The organism is uncultured Azonexus sp., from assembly GCF_937982035.1.
Taxonomy (GTDB): Bacteria; Pseudomonadota; Gammaproteobacteria; order Burkholderiales; family Rhodocyclaceae; genus Azonexus.
On the sequence record NZ_CALJNI010000016.1, the window covers coordinates 1 to 21,300 of the forward strand.

16 protein-coding genes are annotated in these 21,300 nt (G+C 62.6%); 11 read left to right on the forward strand and 5 right to left on the reverse strand.

Going from position 1 to position 21,300, the window contains the following annotated elements:
* Positions 1-3,993: filamentous hemagglutinin N-terminal domain-containing protein (locus Q0799_RS11165; RefSeq protein WP_298398334.1), on the reverse strand; the 3,993-nt coding region annotated here is incomplete at its 3' end.
* Positions 3,994-4,157: 164 nt separating this feature from the next.
* Between Q0799_RS11165 and Q0799_RS11170 the strand changes: the two genes are divergently transcribed.
* Together Q0799_RS11170 and Q0799_RS11175 are read left to right on the forward strand one after the other, a co-directional pair.
* The gene (locus Q0799_RS11170) at positions 4,158-4,874 is read left to right on the forward strand and encodes a response regulator transcription factor (RefSeq protein ID WP_298398336.1); all 717 of its coding nucleotides are present in this window, start codon (positions 4,158-4,160) and stop codon (positions 4,872-4,874) included.
* Positions 4,865-6,790: a sensor histidine kinase gene (locus Q0799_RS11175; RefSeq protein WP_298398338.1), complete on the forward strand. Its 1,926-nt coding sequence runs from the start codon at positions 4,865-4,867 to the stop codon at positions 6,788-6,790. Before Q0799_RS11170 ends, Q0799_RS11175 begins: the two co-directional genes overlap by 10 nt.
* A gap of 33 nt (positions 6,791-6,823) precedes the next feature.
* Here Q0799_RS11175 and Q0799_RS11180 read toward each other — a convergent pair whose 3' ends face one another.
* Positions 6,824-9,004 carry a TonB-dependent receptor gene (locus tag Q0799_RS11180; RefSeq protein WP_298398340.1) on the reverse strand — a complete coding sequence of 727 codons (2,181 nt, stop codon included), beginning with the start codon at positions 9,002-9,004 and terminating at the stop codon, positions 6,824-6,826.
* A 295-nt stretch (positions 9,005-9,299) separates the two neighbouring features.
* Here Q0799_RS11180 and ssb point away from each other — a divergent pair, with 295 nt between their 5' ends.
* Both ssb and Q0799_RS11190 read left to right on the forward strand, forming a co-directional pair.
* Positions 9,300-9,764, forward strand: a complete 465-nt coding sequence (gene ssb / locus Q0799_RS11185; protein ID WP_028994292.1) for a single-stranded DNA-binding protein — start codon at positions 9,300-9,302, stop codon at positions 9,762-9,764.
* A 22-nt stretch (positions 9,765-9,786) separates the two neighbouring features.
* Positions 9,787-10,635: an HDOD domain-containing protein gene (locus Q0799_RS11190; protein WP_028994293.1), complete on the forward strand. Its 849-nt coding sequence runs from the start codon at positions 9,787-9,789 to the stop codon at positions 10,633-10,635.
* Positions 10,636-10,639: 4 nt separating this feature from the next.
* Here the strand turns inward: Q0799_RS11190 and Q0799_RS11195 are convergent, their stop codons facing one another.
* From Q0799_RS11195 to Q0799_RS11205, 3 genes are all read right to left on the reverse strand, one after another.
* Positions 10,640-11,128 (reverse strand): adenylyltransferase/cytidyltransferase family protein, encoded by a 489-nt coding sequence (locus tag Q0799_RS11195; RefSeq protein ID WP_298398343.1) that lies wholly within the window; start codon positions 11,126-11,128, stop codon positions 10,640-10,642.
* Positions 11,129-11,168: 40 nt separating this feature from the next.
* Positions 11,169-13,757 (reverse strand): chemotaxis protein CheW, encoded by a 2,589-nt coding sequence (locus tag Q0799_RS11200; RefSeq protein ID WP_298398345.1) that lies wholly within the window; start codon positions 13,755-13,757, stop codon positions 11,169-11,171.
* Positions 13,758-13,928: 171 nt separating this feature from the next.
* Positions 13,929-14,837: a MerR family transcriptional regulator gene (locus Q0799_RS11205; protein ID WP_298398347.1), complete on the reverse strand. Its 909-nt coding sequence runs from the start codon at positions 14,835-14,837 to the stop codon at positions 13,929-13,931.
* Between the two features lie 146 nt (positions 14,838-14,983).
* On the opposite strand from Q0799_RS11205, the gene folE2 reads away from it, so the two are divergent.
* From folE2 to Q0799_RS11240, 7 genes are read left to right on the forward strand one after another with little or no spacing between them, the layout of a single operon-like run.
* A complete protein-coding gene (gene folE2 / locus Q0799_RS11210; protein WP_298398349.1) occupies positions 14,984-15,784 on the forward strand; it encodes a GTP cyclohydrolase FolE2 in 801 nt (266 codons plus the stop codon).
* Between the two features lie 9 nt (positions 15,785-15,793).
* Positions 15,794-17,110: an FAD-dependent oxidoreductase gene (locus tag Q0799_RS11215; RefSeq protein ID WP_366940780.1), complete on the forward strand. Its 1,317-nt coding sequence runs from the start codon at positions 15,794-15,796 to the stop codon at positions 17,108-17,110.
* A gap of 7 nt (positions 17,111-17,117) precedes the next feature.
* On the forward strand, positions 17,118-17,888 hold the full coding sequence (locus tag Q0799_RS11220; RefSeq protein WP_298398351.1) for a DUF1365 domain-containing protein: 771 nt from the start codon (positions 17,118-17,120) through the stop codon (positions 17,886-17,888).
* On the forward strand, positions 17,885-19,075 hold the full coding sequence (locus Q0799_RS11225) for a cyclopropane-fatty-acyl-phospholipid synthase family protein (RefSeq protein ID WP_298398353.1): 1,191 nt from the start codon (positions 17,885-17,887) through the stop codon (positions 19,073-19,075). Before Q0799_RS11220 ends, Q0799_RS11225 begins: the two co-directional genes overlap by 4 nt.
* Positions 19,062-19,556 (forward strand): chalcone isomerase family protein, encoded by a 495-nt coding sequence (locus tag Q0799_RS11230; protein WP_298398355.1) that lies wholly within the window; start codon positions 19,062-19,064, stop codon positions 19,554-19,556. The genes Q0799_RS11225 and Q0799_RS11230 overlap by 14 nt, the downstream gene beginning before the upstream one ends.
* Positions 19,531-20,781 (forward strand): MFS transporter, encoded by a 1,251-nt coding sequence (locus Q0799_RS11235; RefSeq protein WP_366940781.1) that lies wholly within the window; start codon positions 19,531-19,533, stop codon positions 20,779-20,781. The genes Q0799_RS11230 and Q0799_RS11235 overlap by 26 nt, the downstream gene beginning before the upstream one ends.
* Positions 20,778-21,299 carry a DUF3833 domain-containing protein gene (locus Q0799_RS11240; protein WP_298398359.1) on the forward strand — a complete coding sequence of 174 codons (522 nt, stop codon included), beginning with the start codon at positions 20,778-20,780 and terminating at the stop codon, positions 21,297-21,299. Before Q0799_RS11235 ends, Q0799_RS11240 begins: the two co-directional genes overlap by 4 nt.
* Position 21,300 lies beyond the last annotated feature (1 nt).

Here is a 21,300-nt window from a genome sequence, read left to right on the forward strand (position 1 = left end):
CACGCCGCTTACAGTCACCGTCTTGTTGCCGATGCCGGCATTTTTGTCGGTGTAGGCGAAGGTGCCACCGTTGAGGCTGTCGCCGGTCATGACGCTGGTGCCTGCTGTCGCCACTGCAGTACCGGCGGCGCTGGTGGTGCCGTCGTAGGTCTTGGTGACATCGCTGGTGCTGATGATCAGGTCTGCCTTGGTCACGGTATATGTCCCCGTGGCAAATGTGATGTCGTAGCCGCGTTGGTCTGAGTACATCCCTGTGACAGACGTGTGCTGGCTCCCAGTGTTCCGACTCATCAGCGATGTGGTCGGCGTTCCCAGGATATGGCTCATGTCCGGCGCAGACGAATAGCTGTAGCCGACGCTGGTGGTCGTGGTTCCGTCATAGGTCTTGCTGCCGCTGTCGGCGGTTACAGTCAGCGGGGTCAGGAAAGTGCGCAGGAGTGGCGTAGTGCTGCCTTCGTAAATGCGCCAGACAGCGCTGGATCCGCCGGAAGTGCTGATGTCGAAGCCGGCATCGGCAAAGACGTCGGCGTGGCGATATTTGTCCCATAGCGCCGTGGCCTCCGGCGTTCCTCCGATGACTAAGGTCCCTGCCGCAGGTTGTGCTTCCAGAAAATGCTCATTGGTGCTCACGGTGTAGTCATAGTAGTAGCCCTTCCTGACACCGACGCAGCCGGTACAGGTGCCGCCATGTGAAGGGTCTTCAGCCGTTATGAACGCATAAGATCCCCCTTGTGAATATGCGGCGTTCATGCGGTCCCAGACGCCCGCGTAATAAACATGGCTGACTGTTCCCTCGTTGATGGCGGCGATGCCGCCGAAATAGTTGTTCGACCCATAGCTTTTATAGGGGATGATCGTCGCCGTGCTGTAGCTGTCGCTGATCGTGCCGGAGGGAAAGTTGTGCGCCACCAGGCCACTGACCTCATGCCCCCCCGCGACCAAGCCGGAAGCGTAGCTGGTGGAGATGCTGCCGGTGTTCTGGGAAACCAGGCCGGCGTTGGAAAGCGCATTGATATTCCCGATATCCTGGATGCCCCCCCAGGCGCTGACCGTGCCGAGCGCGTAGGAATTGGTGATGGTGCCTTGATTCCAACCCGCCAGCCCTGCGCCCTGACTGACGGCTTGGATCACGATGTCGGTGCCGCTGCGGTCGATGAGGCCGAAGTTTTTCCAGACCAACCCACCGACGGTGTTGTAGCCGGTGAGTGTGCCGCTGGCGAAAACATTACTGACGGTGCCGTAGTTGTTGCGCACGAGCGTGGCGGCGGAACCGCCGAAGTCGGCGGCGGCATCGGCATTCGTGATGCTCAGGTCGCGCACCGTGCCCCCGCTGCCGATGTCGCGGAACAAGCCGCCCGCCAATGTGCGGATATAGAGCGCGTCAATCGCGCGGTTCTGCCCGTCGAAGCTGCCGGTGAAGCGGGTAGCGCTGGTGCCAACCGGCACGAAGCTGCTCGAAAGCCAGACGTCGTTGGCACCCGCATTGGTGGCGGCGGCGTCGAGGTTGTTGGCGAGCGTGTAGCTGCCGCCGAGGTTCATGGCCATCAACTGCAACTGGTGAGTGTTTTTGATGACTGGCGACCATTCGGAAGCGAGCATCGGTAACACTGCGCCGTTGCTGCCGTTGAGGGTGCCGTCGCTGCCCACAAGCACCCAGCCGCTGCCGCCCGGCGTGCCGGTGAAGCCGAAGCCGGTGAAGTTGGCGGCGTCGCGCATCTGCGCGGTGGTCAGGCCGGTAAGGTTGGTGGGGGTTCCGCTGCCGGCATCTCCAATCCCGGTGGCACCGGCGGTGTCGGTGTTCCAGTAGGCATTGGTGACAGCGCCAAGACTTGGATTTAACCAGTAGCTCAGGATGCCGGCAACCGAATAGGACGTTCCCGCATAGGTGCCCACGGTGCCGGAAAAATAGGCGTTATTGATTGTGACCTGACCATAGCCGATCAGGCCACCGACATGGTTGCCGCCGCGCACGTTGCCGGTGGCGTAGCTGTCGTAAATCTTGCCGCCAAAGCCGCTCAGGCCACCGACGACGCCCCCGCCAAAGCCAGGACTTCCGGTTCCCGGGAGGGTGGCGGTGACATCGGCGGACGACCAGACATTCCTGAGCGTGACCGAACTGACGGGAAGAATGTCTCGCCCGAGGATGCCGCCCACGTTGTCGGAGCCGGTGACCGTGCCGGTGACGTAGCTCCTTTCTATCGTAGCGGTTAGCCCCAGTCCGAGCAGCCCTCCGACATTGGTATTGCCAACGATGGAAACGTCGCGGAGGCCGACATGGGCAATGCGCGCACCGCCCGTCGCCTTCCCGAACAGGCCAATATAGTGTTGCGAAGGACGGTTAATGGAGAGGCCGCTGATGACATGGCCGAGACCGTCGAATTGCCCGTTGTAGTAGTTCGAATTCGAATAAGTATCTTCCGCGCCTCCAATCGACTGGAACCCTGCGCCGCTGTTCCAGCCGCTGGTGGCGCTGGCGTCGATGTCCGCGCCCAGCACATAGTTGCCGGCGAGGTCGCCCTGCATGCCCTGCAAGTCGGTGCCGGTGCTGGAGCCTTCCGCGCCGAGGCTGGTGATGATGGTGTAGTTCTTCACCGTGCCGTCGGAGCCGAGTTTGGTGCTGAAGCTGCCGGTGCTGGCGAGGTTAACCGGGGCGTTGATGTTGTAGGTGCTGGCGTTGCCTGCCGCCACGTTGGCCTGGCCGTATTCGAGGGTGAGGCCGGCGGTGCCGGAGCCGTTCATTTGGGCGTTGATGTTGATGTTGTTCTGGGCGTTGAGCGTCAGCGTGTTGGCCGACCAGGAGACGGTGTCGTTCACATTGACGTCGCCAGCCGTACCTGAACCTCCCGAAACACTCTGGATGGTGACGTTGCTACTAGCCAGCGCGGAGGAAAGGGCCGTGCCAGTCATGTCGCCACCACTCGCGGCGATGGTGAAGTCCACGGGGTCGATCAGCCATAGACCGTTTTTCCCGGAGGCGGATTTTGTGGTGATTATGCTCTCGTCGGCGATCCCAACGTGGGCGGCGCTGGTTTCGATGAAACCGCCATCGCCCGAGTCGGGCGCGCTGGCATCCAGTGCGCCGCCGACGTTGACCGTGCCGCTGTCCATGTCGCCCAGCAGCAGGATCTTGCCGTTGCGATTCCCGATGCTGCGGGCGCGGACGACGCCGGTATTGTTGATGGCTGTGTCGAGCAGGGCGTCCTTCGCTTTCGCTGTCATCACGACGAGGCCGCCGTCGGCCTGGACGAGGTTGTTGTTTTCCACCAGCGCATGCAGCGCGCCTTCGTCGACTTGCACGCCGAGAATATTGTCGCCATCGAAGTCGAGGGTGACCTTGTTGCCCGCCGCCAATGCGACCGTGCCGAGGGTGGCGATGATGACGCCTTCGTTCCTCACCTGCTCGCCGAGCAGGGCAGCGTAGTTCGCGGTGATGTTGCCCTGGTTGATTACGCTACCTCCTCTGCCAGTGAAGCCGCGCTTGCCGGTGAGGAAGTCGTCATCTGACATGCCGAGGGACGAGGCGACGAGGCCGCCGACATTGACCTGCGCAGTCTTGCCGAAGAGCACGCCGTTGGGATTCAGTATCCATACCTGGCCGTTGGCATTGAGGTTGCCGAGAATTTGCGTGCCATCGGTGCCGAGCACGCGGTTGAGCGCAATGGCATTGCTGTTGGGCTGGTTGAAATTGACCGAGGCATCCTTGCCGATATTGAAGCTGTTCCAGTTGATGGCGAGGTTTTGACTCCCCTGGGCGATGGTCATGCTATTGCCGGACTGGCTGATGCTGCCGGCACCGGCACTGATCTGTCCTCCCGTGGGCAGGGCGCCGATTTCCAGGGCGTGGACCGGGGTAGCGAGAAGGGTGGCTGCCAGGAGCGCACTACCGCCACTGCGCTTGCCTCGTCCGCGCACGATTTCAGCAACGGCAACCCAGCTCTGGGTCAGTTCGTTCCAGATCAGGCGGTAGGCATGGTTCAGGGATGCGCGGCGCATAATTGGCCTCCTGGCATGAGATTTTCCCTAGTTTGCAAAATCGAAAAATTCTAAGAAATGCGGGCCACAGAACCTATGCTTAATTCCTGTCAAATGCTGTCAAAATCTGGCATTGGTCTTTGATATCGCTACACTCGGCAACCTTTGATCTAGTTCTCTTCGTCATGCAGAAGCGCGCAACTTGCCATGTCGGTGTTGTTGAAGATGATTCCGGACTCTGTTCTGATCTTGTCGAGTTCTTGCAACTCCGCGGTTTTCAGGCATCGGGTTTTGGGAGTGGAGAGGCATTTCTTGCTGGCCTGGCGGTGAGCCGCTTTGATTTGCTGATTCTGGATGTCGCGCTACCCGGCATGAGTGGGTTCGATATTGCGCAGCGAATCCGGCGTAGCGACGCTACCGGGATAGTCATGCTGACCGCGCTGGACTCGGATGAGTATCAGGTGCATGGTTTAGCGATCGGCGCCGATGCCTATCTGTCGAAGCGCAGTTCCCTGGAGCTTATCGAAGCGACTTGCGTCAGTGTGTTGCGACGACTCAACAAACTTGATCTACCGGTGTCACGACCGGTCAGTGCTCAAGCCTGGTATCTCGATTTCCGCCATTGGCGTCTGACCTGTCCGGGTGGTGTCGTACTCGAGCTGACGCAAACTGAAGTCACGCTTCTGGCAGCGCTGTTTCAACAACCCGGCGAATCGATAGCACGGGAAAATCTGCTGGCTTTGCTGGAAAAGCCGGAAAGCCTTTCCAACCTGCGGAACCTGGACAATGCGGCGAGCCGCCTGCGACGCAAGGCAAAGCAGGCCTCCGGGCTGGAGTTTCCCTTGCGCCCTTCCTATGGCAAGGGGTATACCTTTGCTGGCGAGTGCGGAATATGGAAATAGGCCACCAAAAACTTCCGGGCAGGATATTCGCCGTCCTGCTGTTGTGCTTCGCCACGTTCGCAAGCGTAAGGCTTGCGCTGGCTACTGAAATCAGTTTGGGGGGTAACACCACTCAGATTTCTCTTGAGGGACACCTCTCGCATTTCTCGGACGAGTCTGCGGCACTGTCTTTCGACGAAGCCAGCCAAAGGGCGTTTGCGCCCTTGGCTGATTTCAGAAGCCAGGGCTATGATCGGGCGGCACACTGGTATCGCTTTTCGTTGGCTCGGGAAAGCGATGCCCCTGAACGCTGGGTTCTGTCGCTGGGAAAGCCTTACCTGGAGGATGTGCAGGTATGGGTCGTACAGGAAGGGCGGTCACTCCAGCACTTTGCGCTTGATCTCCGGCGACAGGATGGCGCGCAACGCAGTTATCTGGACCCGCTTGCCATACCGATAGAGGTGTCGGCAAAAGCAGAAGTTTACGTCCGGGTGCGGACTACCGGAGCCGTCAATTTCAGTGCGCGGGTCTGGCAGGAAGAGGCTTTTCTGGCGCACAAGCTCATTGATCGTCATTACGAAGGAATGCATGCCGGCTTCCTGTTGATTGCTGTCATGCTCTACTTCATCCTGGGGGGGTGGTTGCGCGATGCGGCGCTGGCTTTTTATGCCTTGCTGATTGCATCCCAGATATTGATGATTCATCCGGAACTGTTTCCGCCGTTTTCAGCACCAGATTCGTGGTTCGGGGAAGTGGGGCCTCGCCTCGGCTGGTTGGGCAAAACCATATTCCTGGCGCTGATGTGGGACCGGTTGTTGAATCTGCGCCAGTATTTTCCGCGGATCCGGTGGTTGTTTCTGCTTGCGATTGGCTACAACCTGATCCTGCTGCCAGTCGCGCTGTTCCCCGCCTTGGTCAATCCGGCGTATCTGATTTTTGTGCCAATCGGCAACACGATCCGGATAGCGATCTCGCTGATCAGTTTGCTTTTGGTTCTGGTGCTTTGGCGACGAAACCGGAGCCCGGAGTTGCTGGTCTATTTTGTGGCCTTCGTCATTCCTGCGGTGGAAACCGTCATCGGCGTTGCGGCTAACCGGGGATGGTTGGCGGAAACCTGGGCCGTTTCCAGTCTGTATCTGACCGCGCCGCTGGTGCATGTGGCGCTAATGAGTTGTGGCCTGGCGCTTCGTCTGCGGAAAATGCAGCACGACAAGACCGTTGCCGAGCAGGAAGTCGTGATGAGCGCCGAGCGCGCACAGGAACAAAGGCGATTTGTTGCCATGTTGTCTCACGAGTTCCGTAATCCCTTGGCTGCGATTGATCGTTCGGCGCAGATGCTCCGTATCAAGCTGGGAGCGCTGCCGGAGGATGCTGATCAGCGGCTGTCGAAAATCCGTGACAACGTGACCGTGCTGTCTGGTTTTGTCGATAATTTTCTGATGACAGAGGCACTGGAGCATGGTGGGCTTGCCTTGTCGCGGGAAGCGTGTGAACTTCGTCCGATGGTGGAGGAGACGCTATTCACGCTCGGAGGCGATGCAGGCAAACGGACCGTCGTCCGGATACAACCGGAGTCGGCCTCTTTCAATCTTGATCCAACCCTGTTCAGGGTGGCCTTGGGCAACTTGTTGGGGAATGCCTTGCGTTATTCACCCAAAGGGGCAGAGGTTGAAATATCTGTGACGCAAGGCGAGCAGGGATTAAGGGTCGTGGTTGCCGATCAGGGGCCGGGGTTGAGTGAGGACGATCTGAATCATCTTGGTACTCCTTATTTTCGGGCAACCTCTTCGCTCGGCAAGAAAGGGAGCGGCCTTGGCTATTACTTCACGCGGCGGATCGTGGAGGCACACGGCGGGACTCTGACGGCTCGACCCCGAAGCCCGATGGGGTTGGAAGTTTCGATTTCCTTGCCCTTGCAACCCGAGTCGGCTGGGTAGTCGGGTCGGGCCGCTCTTTTGATCCTCTGGTTGTCAGAAATCCTGGCGAAACTGCAGGCCGAAATAACGCTGGTCATCGCGCGGAACGAATCGCGCGATACCGTCGAACTGTGCAAGCTGATGTGCGGCATAGGAGCGATTGCCGAGATTTTTCCCGAGTAACACCAAACGCCAGTTGTGCAGGCTGTCATCCAAAGTGATTGAGGCATCGAGGATGCCGTAAGCGCCCTGAACGGCGTCCGGATTCTGCGGTAGTTGGAATTGAATCCTGCTTTGCCAACGATAGTTGCCGCTGAGAATGATTGACTTGCCGTCTTTCAATGGAAGTGCATAACTGCTGCCAAGCGATAGCCGCCATTTGGGCGAAAATGGCATCTGCGTGCCCGAGGCAACACAGTCAACCTGATTTGAGGCGCAGTTGAATTGACGAACTTGTGCATGGATATTGGCCAAGGCCCCGGTGATTTCCCAGCGTGTGGCTGGTTTGAAAGCAAAATCCAGTTCCAGCCCGGAGGTGCCTACTTTGCCGGCATTGACCAGTTGCATGACGGTCATGCCGTCGATCACGCCGGGCAATGCGGTCTGGTAGTTGTCGTATCTGGCGGAGAATAAGGCCAGGTTGAAGCGTAAGCGCTTGCCGAAAGCCTCGCTCTTGAGTCCAATTTCGTAGGAATTCGAGGTTTCCGGGGCAACGACCCGTGTATCCGCTGCCCACATGTTGGCATAGACGTTGTAGGCCAGTCCCTTGTAGCCGCGAGAATAAGTGGTGTAAGCCATCAAACCCTGCGCCAGATCGAATTGCAGTCCGAGGCGTCCGGATGTTCCTTGTGCCCGGGTTTTCCCCTTGCTGGTGAAAGGGCTGTGCATCATGACGCCAAGATCAACGGGCAAGGTGGTCGTGCGGCGAAAGTGGTAGTCCACGGTATTGTGAGTCCAGCGCAAGCCGGCAATCAGGTGGCTGGAAGGCGTGAGCTTGATGCGGCTTTCCCCGAAAGTTGCGATGTTTGTTCTGCGGACGCCGAATTCCGCCTGTCCCGTGCCATCGGCAATATTTCTCAGTGTGCGGTGGTAGCTCTCGTCGCCATCTGTCGCGTGGTAGAAAACGCCCAGTACATATTCCAGCAATCCTTTACGGGGTGAAGTCAGGCGTATTTCCTGCGAAAACTGGCGCAAGGATACGCTGCCTGCGTCGCTGATCAGTGTTTGCGGGGAAAGATCGATGTCCTGCTGCTGGCGATTTTCCCAGTCGCGGTAAGCGGTAATGCTGGTCAGTGTGTGGCCTTTGGCGTCCCAATCCACCTGAGTTGATATGCCCCGGTGGCGATTATGGTTGAACATGCCGAAATTCAGGTTCGCTTGACGATTTTTCGGCGAGGCGATGACCGGGGCGATAGGTACAAGAGTGGTGTTGGGGGGCGCGATGTAAACCGGAGTGTTGCTGTGCTTGTCATCGAAATAGTCGGCGCCGAATGTGAGTTTCAGATTGCTTTCTGGTTTCAGTACCAATTTGCCACGCAGCCCGACTCTGTCGTAACCATTCAACTGTCGACCATCGAAGACGTTGGTGACATTGCCTTGGTATGTACCATAAATGCCAGTCAATGAACCCCAGGCAGCACCATCGGAAATTTCTGTGGCGATGCCGACTCGCAGACGACGTTCGTTTCCCTGGTAGTAAGCGGCGTCGATGTATCGGTACTGTTCCTGGCTGGGGTCGCGAGTGAGAACATTGAAAACGCCACCGGATGCGTTCATGCCAAAGAGTGTGCCTTGCGGGCCGCGCAATACCTCGACACGCTCCAGATCGAGCAATTCCATTGATGTCTGCCCAGGATGGGCCAGTACGACACCATCGACAACCGTGGCGACAGTCGGTTCTATGCCTCCGGAAGTGGTGATGGTGCCAACACCGCGGATGAACATCGATACGTTCTTGGTTGATGTGCCGGTTCGAAAATCGGCAGAGGGGGCCTGGCGGACGATGTCCTGGATATTGTTGAGGTTGGCCTGTTCGAGATCGCGGCCGTCAAGCACTGAAACCGCAACAGGGATGGACTGTAGTGTTTCTTCACGACGTGTTGCGGTAACGACAATGGGGCTAAGGGCCCCGATTTCGAGGCTTTTGTCAGTATTCTCCGAAGCCATCTCCTTGCATGGCGCGAGCTGGGGGGCTATGACCAAGCTGATAACAAACAGGTATTTTGCTCCGCGCATCACATTGATTCTGGGTATTAGTGGCGCCAATTGTAACCACCCGCTGCTTCATGTGTTGGGTATGCCTTTGGGATTGGCGTCGGGGGCTGTCTTGTCGGTCGCCTCAATGTATACTTGCCGCGATTATTCTTGCTCGCAGCAACCTCGTTGTTTCGTAAGCCGGCGAGTAATGGTGTGCCCACGGAAGCGTTCTTAAACGCTTATTGGGTACTCGGGTTTTATCATTGATTCAATTGCGGCGCTCTGACGCCAATTTTTTGTGTGCTTATTTTGTGCACACTTGGGAGACAGGAACATGGCTTCGGTCAACAAGGTGATTCTCGTCGGTAATCTCGGTGCCGATCCCGAAACCCGCTACACGGCCAGTGGCGATGCCGTCTGCAATATCCGCCTGGCGACGACGGAGAGCTGGAAGGACAAGAACAGCGGCGAGAAGCGCGAAATCACCGAATGGCATCGCGTGGTCTTCTACCGCAAGCTCGCCGAAATCGCCGGTCAGTACCTGCGCAAGGGCTCCCAGGTGTATCTGGAAGGCCGTATCAAGACGCGCAAGTGGCAGGACAAGGACGGCCAGGACCGTTACACCACCGAAATCGAATGTACCGAAATGCAGATGCTGGGCTCGCGCCAGGGCATGGGCGCGCCGGCTTCGCAGGGCGGTGGCGGCGGTTACGACGAGCCGACAGATTACTCTCCGGCACCGCCGAAGAACAAGCCGAAACCCTCCTTCGACGATCTGGGTGACGACATCCCGTTCTGAGTCCCGGTAACGAGGCCTTTCCATGAGCAAAGCCATCACCTTCAAGGTTCTCGAAGACATCGCCAAGGATCTGTCGGGCGACGAGATCACCTTCCCGACCTTCCTCGACATCACCTTCCAGGTGCGTACCGCACTGAAGGATCCGAACCTGAACGTCGACCAGCTGGCCAAGCTGGTCGGTGCCGAGCCGCTGATGAGTACCAAGATCATCCGCATGGCCAATTCGGTGGCGCTCAATCCGTCCGGACGGGAGATCGCCGACGTCAAGAACGGCATCATCCGGGTCGGCATGGAGGCGGTGCGTACGGTGTCGTTTGCCGTGGCCATGGAGCAGTTGCTCAAGTCCAAGCAGATGCAGCCGTTCGAGGAAATTTCGAAGCGCCTGTGGGAACACACCGCGCATGTGGCCGCGCTGTCACGGGTCCTGGCGCGCAAGATGGCCAAGATCAACGGTGACGAGGCGATGTTCACCGGCCTGGTACACGACATCGGCGTCTTTTACCTGATGTCGCGCGCCGCCGGCTTCCCGGAACTGATCGCCGACAAGGCCGAACTGCACGCCCTGCTGGTCGGCTGGCACGACAACATCGGCCATGCCCTGCTGTCGGCGCTGGGCTCGCCGGAGTCGGTGCTGCTGGCTGTGCAGGAGCACGAAAACGATCGCGAGATCAAGGACATCCGGACCTTGTCCGACGTCCTCTACGTGGCCAACAAGATCGCCAACCGGACCTCCTGCTGGCGCGATCCGGCCTACGATGCGCCGGTCGACACGTCGATGCTTGATACCCTGTTCGACGCCGAGACGCTGGCTTCCATCGTCGAGGAATCCGAAGAGGAAGTCGCTTCGCTGAAGAAGGCGCTGGGCGCCTGACGCCCTAAAGGCGGCGGATCTTTTCGAGCAGCGCCGTCGTCGATTTCTGGTGGATGAACGGGATGGAATGCACCGTCCCGCCCCAGCCACGCACTTCGTTGCCGCCGACGATCTTGTCCACCGGCCAGTCGCCGCCCTTGACCAGGATGTCGGGGCGACAGTCGAGGATGCGCTGCAAGGGCGTGTCCTCGTCGAACCAGGTGACCAGGCTGACACATTCGAGCGCCGCCATGACCGCCAGCCGGTCGGCCAGCGCATTGACCGGGCGGTCGTCGCCTTTACCCAGCCGTTTGACCGAGGCGTCGGTATTGAGCGCCACCACCATGCTTGTTCCCAGGGCTGCGGCCTGTGCCAGGTAGGTGACGTGGCCGCGGTGCAGGATGTCGAAGCAGCCGTTGGTGAATACCAGCGGCCGGGCCAGTCCGGCGCAACGCTGCGCCAGTTCGTCGGGCGGGCAGATCTTGTTTTCGAAGGCGGGGGACGAGTAGTTCATGGCGGACAATGTTCGGCTGAGGCCGGCATTGTACCCCCGCTCAGCCCCCTGGCAGCGCAACCAGGCGGGCCGGCTCCTGTTCCGGGCAGTGGCAGCCGATGCGCCGGCAGAGACGGTCGACGCCGATGATCGACAGCATGCCGTGACGGTCGCCGGCCCGGCGCATGCCTTCGACCACGCCGATGGTCAGCGCATCGCCGGCGGCGGCGACGTGGCTGACCGGCTGAATCTCCTCGCGGGCGACTTCGGGGATTTCGCCCAGTTCGTCGACCAGCAGCCCGAGGCAGCTCTTGCCGTGGGTACGGACCACGATGATCTGGCGTGCCCGCTCGGGGATGTCGGCGCCGGGCGTCAGCAGGCGTTCGAGGTGGAGGATGGAGATCAGGTTGCCGCGGTACATGCGGACGCCGGCGACGAGGTCGCTCTTGCCGCCGAAGACCGGCGTCAGTTCTTCGGTGTCGATGGCCTCGACCACATCGTTGGCCGGGATGCCGAGCCATTGCTTGCCGATGTAGAAGGTGGCGATTTCGAGCAGGTCGTTGCCGTTGCCGACGCGCCGCGTGCGGCCCTGGGTGCTGTTGCGGCTGCTCCGGGCGGCCTCGCCGACGGCCACGCTGCCGAGCGGGAAGGCCGAAATGGCCAGGATGTCGTCCACCTGTCCGTCACTGGTTTTGTACTCGCGGTAGCCGGCCGATTGGGCGGTGCCGACGGCGTAATACTGCGCGTCGATATTGACGATGTCGGCGCAGCGGCCGCCTCGGCCGAGCTTGCGCTGCATTGGGGAGAGCGGGAACAGACTGTTCGGCGGGTAGCGCGGATCGGTGCAGGAAATCACGCGTCCATCCTCGCGGACGAAGGCCGAGAACGCACCGTCGACGGTCTGGCCGCTGGCGTCGCGCGGCAGGGCGTCGTGGAGCATCGCGGAAAACTGCGGGGCGCCGTCGAAAACGATACCGATGCCGCCGACCACCTTGCTGTTGCCGGGATCGCGGATGGCGGCGGCGTAGATGTAGGTCGGCCGGTTGGCGTAAAGCGCGCTCGGCGCGAAATGCGAGAAGACGTAGGCGCGCGAATTGTCGATGGCCAGGCAACGGCCGACCCATTCCTCGTGCAGTCGGCTGCCGACCAGGGACTCGCTGTCGTCAGCCGATGTGGCGACCACCTGGCCCTGCGTGTTGAACAGGATGAGGTTGGTGTACACGGTGTACAAGCCATTGATGTAACGCAGTATCTCCGCGCATTGCGCACTCTGCGCCGGGCTCAGTGCGGGTTCTGACAGCATCTGGCGGAAGCTGGCGTTGAGCGCCCACCAGCGACAGTCGTTGGCGCGCTCGTAGAGATTGCGGTCCATCACGTCGATGGCGAAAGCCGCGCGCGACACGCCATTCTGCAGCAGCGCGGCAACCACTGTCTGGTGCAGGTTGCCGATCGATTGCTCGAAGATGGACTGGGTCTTGCGCCCGGTATTGGAGATTTCCCAGAGCAGGGTCTTGGCGAAAGCGGCATTGCCCTGGCCGGCGTCGACCTGGCGGACCGAACCGTTCCAGACCGAGCGGTTGAGGTCTTCCTGGATGCGTTCGGCGCGTGCCGGGATGGTCTGCAGGGCTTCGGAAAACAGGCTGGGGTGACGGGTGACGTTGGCCAGCGTCTGGCTGTCGATGTGCTGCAGCAATTTGGTTTCATTGCGCTCGAAGGCGAACTCCAGCGGAATCAGCGCCAGGCCCAGCCAGCCCGGGCCGGGGTAGCCCTGGTAGGCGTGCGCCGGGCGGGCGAAGGCCAGGTATTCGCGGCCGGCCAGACGGATGATTTCGCCACCGGCGTCGAGCAGGCGGTGCTCAAGGCGGGTGCCCGGCGGCAACTGGATCGGCGACGAGCTGGCGACCACTTCGCCGCCGGTGTCTACCGTCGCCAGCAAGCTCAGGTCGCCGTCGTCGAGCAGGTTGGCAAAAATGCCCTGCATTTCGTCGGCGAGGCGGAAGGCGAGGGCCAGCACGCCGAGGCAGGTGCCGCCGGCGTCCTCGACCCGGTAGGCGTAGATCAGTTGCTTGCCGGCCGGCAGGAAATCGGTCTCGCCGAAATATTCGACGTAACTGGCCGGCGTCGACCGTGCTTCGTCGATCAGCGGATGGCTGGACGACTCGCCCGGGTGCTCGTTGAGCCGGGCGCGGATACGGCCGTCGGGGGCGAACAGGACAATGTCGGCATAGACCGAGTATTTCTCGACATATTCGCGAAAGCGCGCCTGCAGCAGGGTGGGGCTGGCGTCTTCGCCGAGCAGGAAATTGCGGATGTCGTCGTCGGCCGACAGGAAGCCGATGTCGGCGGTGCGTTCGAACAGGTTGCGGACCAGGATGTCGATGCTGGTCTGAGCCTTGGCCCGTAGTTCGGCCACCGATTTGCGCAGGGTTTCGCGGCCGAGGTGGTTGAGCAGGTCGCCGGTCAGTTGCTGGAAGGCTTCGCGGGTCCCGGCCATTTCGGTGGCGGCGCCGGTCAGCTGGCCGAGCAGGCCGAGCGTGTCCCAGGTCGCCTGCAGCCCACCGAGTACCTCGCGATAGTCTTCGACCCCCTGCATGTGACGCACGCAGCCGCTCAGCGACGGGTCGATCTCGATTCCCTTGTAAAGCGTCATCCGGATTGCCTCCTCGTTTTTTGCGCCCGGGGTGGGCGCATGTTTTTACGGAAGCATGAACAAGCAAAGAATGTACCGATAATTCAATGCCTTGCCGGGTGCGGGATTCGGCGACCGAGGCAGTCTATTTGTCGGATTTTCTCCGTGGATGATGCGACAGGATGTCGGGTTTCAAACGCCCATTTGCTGCCTGCCGTGCAGGGCCTGCAGTGCGTCTTCCAGCGTGAGCAGCAGACTGACACCGGGAATGGCGGCGCTTCGCTGGACCCCGGCGCCGCCGGCCCACAGGCTGACTTCGGCGGGCAGCATGGCGCGCAGTTGTTGCAGCAACGGAGCGACCTGGCGGGCGGGAAAGGCGCTGGAGAAGGACAGGGCAACGATGTCGGCGGCGTGCGCCTCGCTGGCGCGGACGATTTCCATCAGCGGCATCTGCGTGCCCAGCGGGATGCATTCCGCGCCTTCGAGGCAGAACAGGGCCTCGGCCATCAGCAGGCCGAGCACATGCTGTTCCTCGGGCACCGTGGTCAGCAGGATGCGCGGATGGCCGCGGCCGGCCGGCAGCGCGGCGATGTTCTGGCGCAGCAGGCGTTTGCTCAGTTCGGTGAACAGGTGTTCCTCGAAGACTTCGATGCGACCGCTTTCCCAGGCCTGGCCGATCTGCCAGGACAGCGGGGCAATGGTGTCCTGGACAAAGCGCTGCAAGCCCTGGCGGGCAACGCGCTGTTGCATGGCCTGGGTGAAGCCGGTCGCGTCGTGGCGGCGGATCAGTTCGATCAGCGCGGCCAGGTCGTCGGTGTCGGCGCTGGCCGCCGGTTCGCCGGCCGGAGTCGCATGGCGCGGGGCGAGCACGGCGAGTTCCTCGGTCGGCAGCGCAATCAGCTTGCCGGGCCGGTGGCCGCGGTCCATCAGGCGTTTTATCTGGCACAGGCGGTCAACCTGCTCGGCGCTGTACTGGCGTTCGCCGGTGCTGTCGCGTTCCGGTGACGGAAAGCCATAACGGCGTTCCCAGACGCGCAGGACATCCTTGGATAGTCCGGTTTCGCGTTCGACGGCGGCAATATTGAAATTTGGGGAGTTCATTGTTTTGTCCTGAACAAATGTTAGACAAACAGTTGACATTGGTCGATTTGCTGACTATCTTACGAACAAAGATCATCTTTGTCCAGGACAAAATAGCGGCTAGCCCCAGTTTTTGTTCACCTTTGCGACCCACTTGGAGAAAACGCATGAACGCCCCGGAAAAAATCTTCCTGCCCGATGTCCAGTCCAGCCCGGACACCCGTTTGCTGGCGATCCAGAACGTCGGCGTCAAGGGGCTGCGCTACCCGATCCAGTTCCAGTCGGCCGATGGTTCGGCGCTGGCCACCGTGGCGACCATCGACATGACCGTCGGCCTGGCTGCCGACGTCAAGGGAACCCACATGTCGCGCTTCGTCGAGCTGCTCGAGGCCGGCCGTGGCGTGGTCAGCCAGGACGGCCTGTTCCGCATGCTCGAAGAAATGCTGGTGCGCCTGGAGGCCAGTAGCGGCCGGATCGAAATGCGGTTCCCCTGGTTCATCAGCAAGGCGGCACCGGTTTCCGGCGCCGAGAGCTTGCTCGACTACGACGCGGCTTTCATCGTCGACAAGCAGGAAGGGCGTTACCCGACCCTGAGCATGGAAATCACAGCGCCGGTGACCAGCCTCTGTCCTTGCTCGAAGAAAATTTCCGATTACGGTGCGCACAACCAGCGCTCGCACATCACCCTGTCGGTCAAGTTGCGCGCCCTGATGTCGCTGGAAGAGCTGGTGCGCATCGCCGAGGAAGAGGCGTCCTGCGAGGTGTTCGGCCTGCTCAAGCGGCCGGACGAGAAGTGGGTGACCGAACGCGCCTACGACAATCCGAAGTTCGTCGAGGATCTGGTGCGCGATATCGCCCTGCGCCTGATGAAGGAGCCGCGGGTCGCGGCCTGGCGGGTGATTTCCGAGAACTTCGAGTCGATCCACAACCATTCCGCTTACGCGGAACTGCACGGCAGCAATGCCTGAGGAGCGATCATGGACAGGATGAACCGTCAGCGCATCGCCGTCGTCGGCGCCGGCATTTCCGGACTGGCCAGTGCCTGGCTGCTGTCGCGCCGCTACGACGTGACCCTGTTCGAGGCCGGCAACTACCTCGGCGGTCACACCAACACCGTCGACGTCACCGTGGATGGTTTCACGCATCCGGTCGATACCGGTTTCCTAGTCTTCAACGAGCGTACCTATCCCAACCTGATCGCCATGTTTGCCCTGCTCGGGGTTGATTCGGTGGCGACCGAGATGTCGTTCGCGGTCAGCTTGCGCAAGCCGGAACTCGAATGGGCGGGCAGCAATCTGGCCACGGTCTTTGGCCAGAAGCGCAATCTGCTGCGCCCGGCCTTCTGGCGCATGCTCGGCGACATCCTGCGCTTCAACCGCGAAAGCACCGCCTGGCTGCTCACTCATCCCGGCGATTCGCGCAGCCTCGGCGAGTTTCTCGACGCCGGCGGCTATTCGCGCGAATTCGCCGACTGGTACCTGCTGCCAATGGCGGCCGCCATCTGGTCCTGCCCGACCGGGCAGATGCGCGCCATGCCGCTCGGGCCCTTCGTCCGTTTCTGCAACAACCACGGCCTGCTGCAGATTTTCGACCGGCCGGCCTGGCGCACCGTCAGCGGCGGCGCCCGGACCTATGTGCGCAAGCTTGCCGAGCAGCTCGACGACGTCCGTGTCGCCTGCCCGGTCAGCGCCGTCACCCGCGAAGCCGGTGGCCTGCGGGTGACGCATGCGCGCGGTAGCGACCATTACGACCAGGTAGTGATGGCCTGCCACAGCGACCAGTCGCTGGCGATTCTCGGCTACACCGCCAGCGACGCCCAGCGCGAGGTGCTGTCGGCGATCCGCTACCAGCCGAACCGGGCGATCCTGCATACCGACCCGGCGCTGCTGCCGCGCCAGCGTTCGCTGTGGTCGGCGTGGAACTATTTTGCCGGCGAAGGCGCGCCGGGCGAGCAGCCAGTCGGCGTTTCCTACCTGATCAACAAGCTGCAGCCGCTGCCGTTCTCGACGCCGGTGGTGGTGACCCTCAACCCGGTCAGCGAGCCGGCGCCGGACAAGATACTGGCTGAGTTCGACTATGCCCACCCGGTGTTCGACGCCGCCGCCATCGCCGCCCAGGAAAGGCTGCCCGAGGTCCAGGGCGAGAACGGCATCTGGCTGGCCGGTGCCTGGGGCAGCTACGGCTTCCACGAGGACGGCCTCAAGTCGGCCTTGCGCGTGGCCAATGCGCTCGGCGTCCAGGCGCCCTGGCAGGGCAGCGTCGCCGAACTGCTGGCCGAAACGGAGACGGCCTGAGGTCATCATGCGCGGCACGCCCGAACTCTTCCTTGGCCACGTCATGCACCGGCGCCTGCGACCGGCGGTGAACGCCTTCGTCTATCCGGTGTTCTACCTCCAGCTGCCGGTGCGCCGACTGGGCGAGTGCGACTGCGGCATCTTCTCGGTCGACCGCCGCAACATCCTTTCGCTGCGCAGCGCAGACCACGGTCCCCGCGACGGTTCGCCGCTGCTGCCGTGGATCACCGGTGTGCTACGCGAGCACGGCCTGCCCGACGACGGCGAGATCGTGCTGCAGACCTTCCCGCGCGTTTTCGGTTATGTCTTCAATCCGGTCAGTTTCTGGTTCTGCCGCGACCGCGCCGGCGCGCTGATCGCCGTGCTCGCCGAAGTGAACAACACCTTCGGCGGTCATCACAGCTACCTGCTGCACGACCACGGCCGGCCGCTGGCCGACGGTGCCGAACTGCAGGCAGCCAAGATCTTCCACGTCTCGCCCTTCTGCGAGGTGGAAGGTGCCTACCGCTTCCGTTTCCGCCTGGAGCGGGATACCCAGGTGGCCCGCATCGATTACGCCGATGCTGACGGCGACTTGCTGCTCACCTCGATTTCCGGCCGCCCGCAGGGCTGGCGTGCGGGCAGCCTGCTGCGCAACTTCCTGCGCATGCCGTTGCTCACGGCCGGCGTCATTTTCCGCATTCACTGGCAGGCGCTCAAATTGTGGCTGAAGGGTGTGCCCTTCGTCGGCGCCAACCCGGGCAACAAGGGCCCGCTACTTCAGGAGACAAGCAAATGAACGAGACCCTGACCCTGCGCGGCGGCCGCCGGCCGGCCCGCGACACGCGGACACTGTTCGAACTGCTCGCCGGTCTGCGCGGCGGCCTGCTCGAGATCCGCCTGCCGGACGGCAGCAATACCCTGTTCGGCGACGGCGACAGCGGCGTCAGCCTGCAGGTGCACGACGAAGCGATGTTCAGCCGGGTACTCGCCCGGGGCGACATCGGCCTGGCCGAAGCCTACCTCGACGGCCACTGGGACAGCCCCGACCTGAGCGGCGTGCTGGCATTGCTGGCCGGCAACCGGGAGACGCTGCGCCAGGCCGTGTACGGCTCCTGGGGTGCCTTGCTGCTGGCGCGCCTTCGCCACCTGCTCAACCGCAACAGCCGCAGCGGCAGCCGGCGCAACATCCTCGCCCACTACGACTTGGGCAACGACTTCTACCGCCTGTGGCTGGATCGCACGATGAGCTATTCGTCGGCAATTTATCGCGACGCCGACGACGGCAGCCTGGAAAGCGCCCAGCAGGCCAAGTACCGGCGCATCCTCGACCGCCTGCAGGCGCAACCGGGCCAGCAGATTCTGGAAATCGGCTGCGGCTGGGGCGGCTTCGCCCGCATGGCCTGCGACGACGGGCTGGCACTCACCGGCTTGACCTTGTCGCCGGCGCAACTGGCCTGGGCGAAGAACCGGGTGCCGGAAGCCGACCTGCGCCTGCAGGATTACCGCGATCTCAACGAGCGCTTCGATCACGTCGTCTCGATCGAGATGTTCGAGGCGGTCGGCGAGCGCTGGTGGCCGACCTATTTCGCCAAAGTGGCCGGCGCACTCAAGCCCGGCGGCAAGGCGGTGGTCCAGAGCATCACCATTGCCGACGACCTGTTCGCCGACTACCGCAAGGGGACGGACTTCATCCAGCAGTACATCTTCCCCGGCGGCATGCTGCCGTCGCGCACCGCCTTCCGTGCCGCCGCAGCGCGGCAGGGGCTGGTGGTGAACGACGAATTTGCCTTCGGTCGCGACTACGCGCGTACCCTGGCCGAGTGGCGGCAGGCTTTTGAGCACAACTGGCCGGCCATCCGCCAGCAGGGTTTCGACGAACGTTTCCGTCGTCTGTGGCGTTTCTACCTGGCCTATTGCGAGGCCGGTTTCCTGGCCGGCAACATCGACGTGGTCCAGTTCGAGCTCGCTCATGCGCCGGCGTAGCCTGCTGCTGGCCGGGCTGGCGGTACTGTGCTGGCCGCTGCTCGGCACTGCCAGCCCGATGCAGGGGCTGCGTCCGCGCGGTCAGGGCAGCTTCCGCCGCTTCGGTTTTCACGTCTACGACGCCACCTTGTGGACCGGCGAGGTTCCCGATGGCCCGCCGCTGGCGCTGCGCCTGGATTACCGGCGCAAGCTCTCCGGTCAGGCCATCGCCGACGCCAGTACGACCGAGATGCGCCGCCTGGTCGGCGACGTGGCGCAACTGGCGGCCTGGGACCAGGCCATGCGCCGCATCTTTCCCGATGTGCGCGATGGTGATCACCTGCTCGGCGTGTGGCGCGACGATGGCGCCTATTTCTATCAGAACGATGCCCTGATCGGTGCCGTGCGCGATCCGGCCTTCGCCCGAGCCTTCTTCGGCATCTGGCTCGATCCGCGCAGCAGCGCGCCGGCCCTGCGTGCCGCCTTGCTCGGCCGGGGCTGAGATGCGTCCGCTGCCGACCCTGGCCTACGGTCTGCTGGCACTGCCCCTGGCATTCGCCGCGTTGCCGCTGTATGTCCATGTGCCGGCCTTCTACGCCAACGTCACCGGTCTCGACCTCGGTCTGCTTGGCGCCATCCTGCTGCTCGCCCGCCTGCTCGACGCCGGCATCGATCCCTGGCTGGGCTGGCTGGCCGACCGGGTGTCGCGCCGGCGCATGGTGGCCGTCTCGCTGTTGCCCTTCGCTGTCGGTTTCGTTGCCCTGCTCAACCCGCCGGTAGAACACGCCGCGCCCTGGCTGCTGGCCAGCCTGCTGCTGACTTACGCCGGTTTCTCCGCCGCCACCGTCGCCTATCAGGCCTGGGGCGCGGCAGTCGGTAATGACGCGCCGGAGCGCACCCGGCTGGTCGCTTCGCGCGAGGCTTTCGGCCTGCTCGGCGTGCTCGTCGCCGCCGCCCTGCCGGCCCTGCTGGCGGTCGCGCTCAACGATGGCATCGCCCGTCTGGCCTGGGTCCTGCCGGTGCTGCTGGTGCTTGCCGGCGGCGTCACCCTGGCCCGGGTTGGCGAAGGAAACAACCGGGTTGCCGTCAGCAGCGCCCTGCTGCCGGCGCTGCGCGCGGTGCTGCGCGATACCGCCTTTCGCCGGCTGTTGCTGGTCTTCATCTGCAACGGTTTCGCCGCGGCGATTCCGGCGACGCTGTTCCTGTTCTTCGTCGCCGACATCCTGCAGGCGGAGAGCGCCAGCGGTCCGCTGCTGGCTGCCTACTTCCTGGCCGGGGCGGCGTCGCTGCCGCTGTGGCTGAAGCTGTCCGCGCGCATCGGCCGGCCGCGCGCCTGGTTGCTGGCGATGGGCGTGGCCATGCTCGCCTTTGCCGGCGCCGGCCTGCTCGGGCCGGGCGATGTTGCGCTGTTCGCCGTCGTCTGTGTGGCGTCGGGGCTGGCGTTGGGGGCCGACCTCGCGCTGCCGGCGGCGCTGGCGGCCGACCTCGGCGAGCGCCAGGGGCGTTCGGGTGCCTGTTTCGGGGTGTGGAACTTCTTCGCCAAGCTCAACCTGGCGCTGGCCGCCGGCATCGCCCTGCCGCTGCTCGGCGTCTTCGATTACCGGCCGGGCAGCGATCAGGGGCAAACCGCCCTGATCCTGGCCTATGCCTTGCTGCCGCTGCTGTTCAAGGCGCTGGCCGCCATCCTGTTGTGGCGCTGGCGCAATTCACTGGAGGTCGAATCATGAAACTACTGGCTGCTGCCTTGTTGTCGCTGGGTCTGGCCGCCTGCGCCACGCCCGGCGTCGAACATTACCGGGCCGAGCAACCGCGCCTGGTCCTCGAACAGTATTTCTCCGGCAAGCTCGACGCCTGGGGCATGTTCCAGGGCCGCGACGGCGCCGTGCAGAAGCGTTTCCATGTCGTCATCGACGCCAGTTGGCAGGGCGACACCGGTGTGCTCGACGAGCATTTCACCTGGTCCGACGGCACCACTTCGCGCCGGGTGTGGACGCTACGCCGCCAGCCCGACGGCCGCTACATCGGCACCGCCGACGATGTCGTCGGCGAGGCCATCGGCGAAGTCGCCGGCAATGCGCTGCGCTGGCGCTACGTGCTGGCATTGCCGGTCGACGGCAAGGTGTACCACGTCGATTTCGACGACTGGATGTTCCTGGTCGACGATAAGGTGATGCTCAACCGCTCGCGCATGTCGAAGTGGGGCTTCCACCTCGGCGAAGTCACGCTGAGTTTCACCAAGCGTTGAG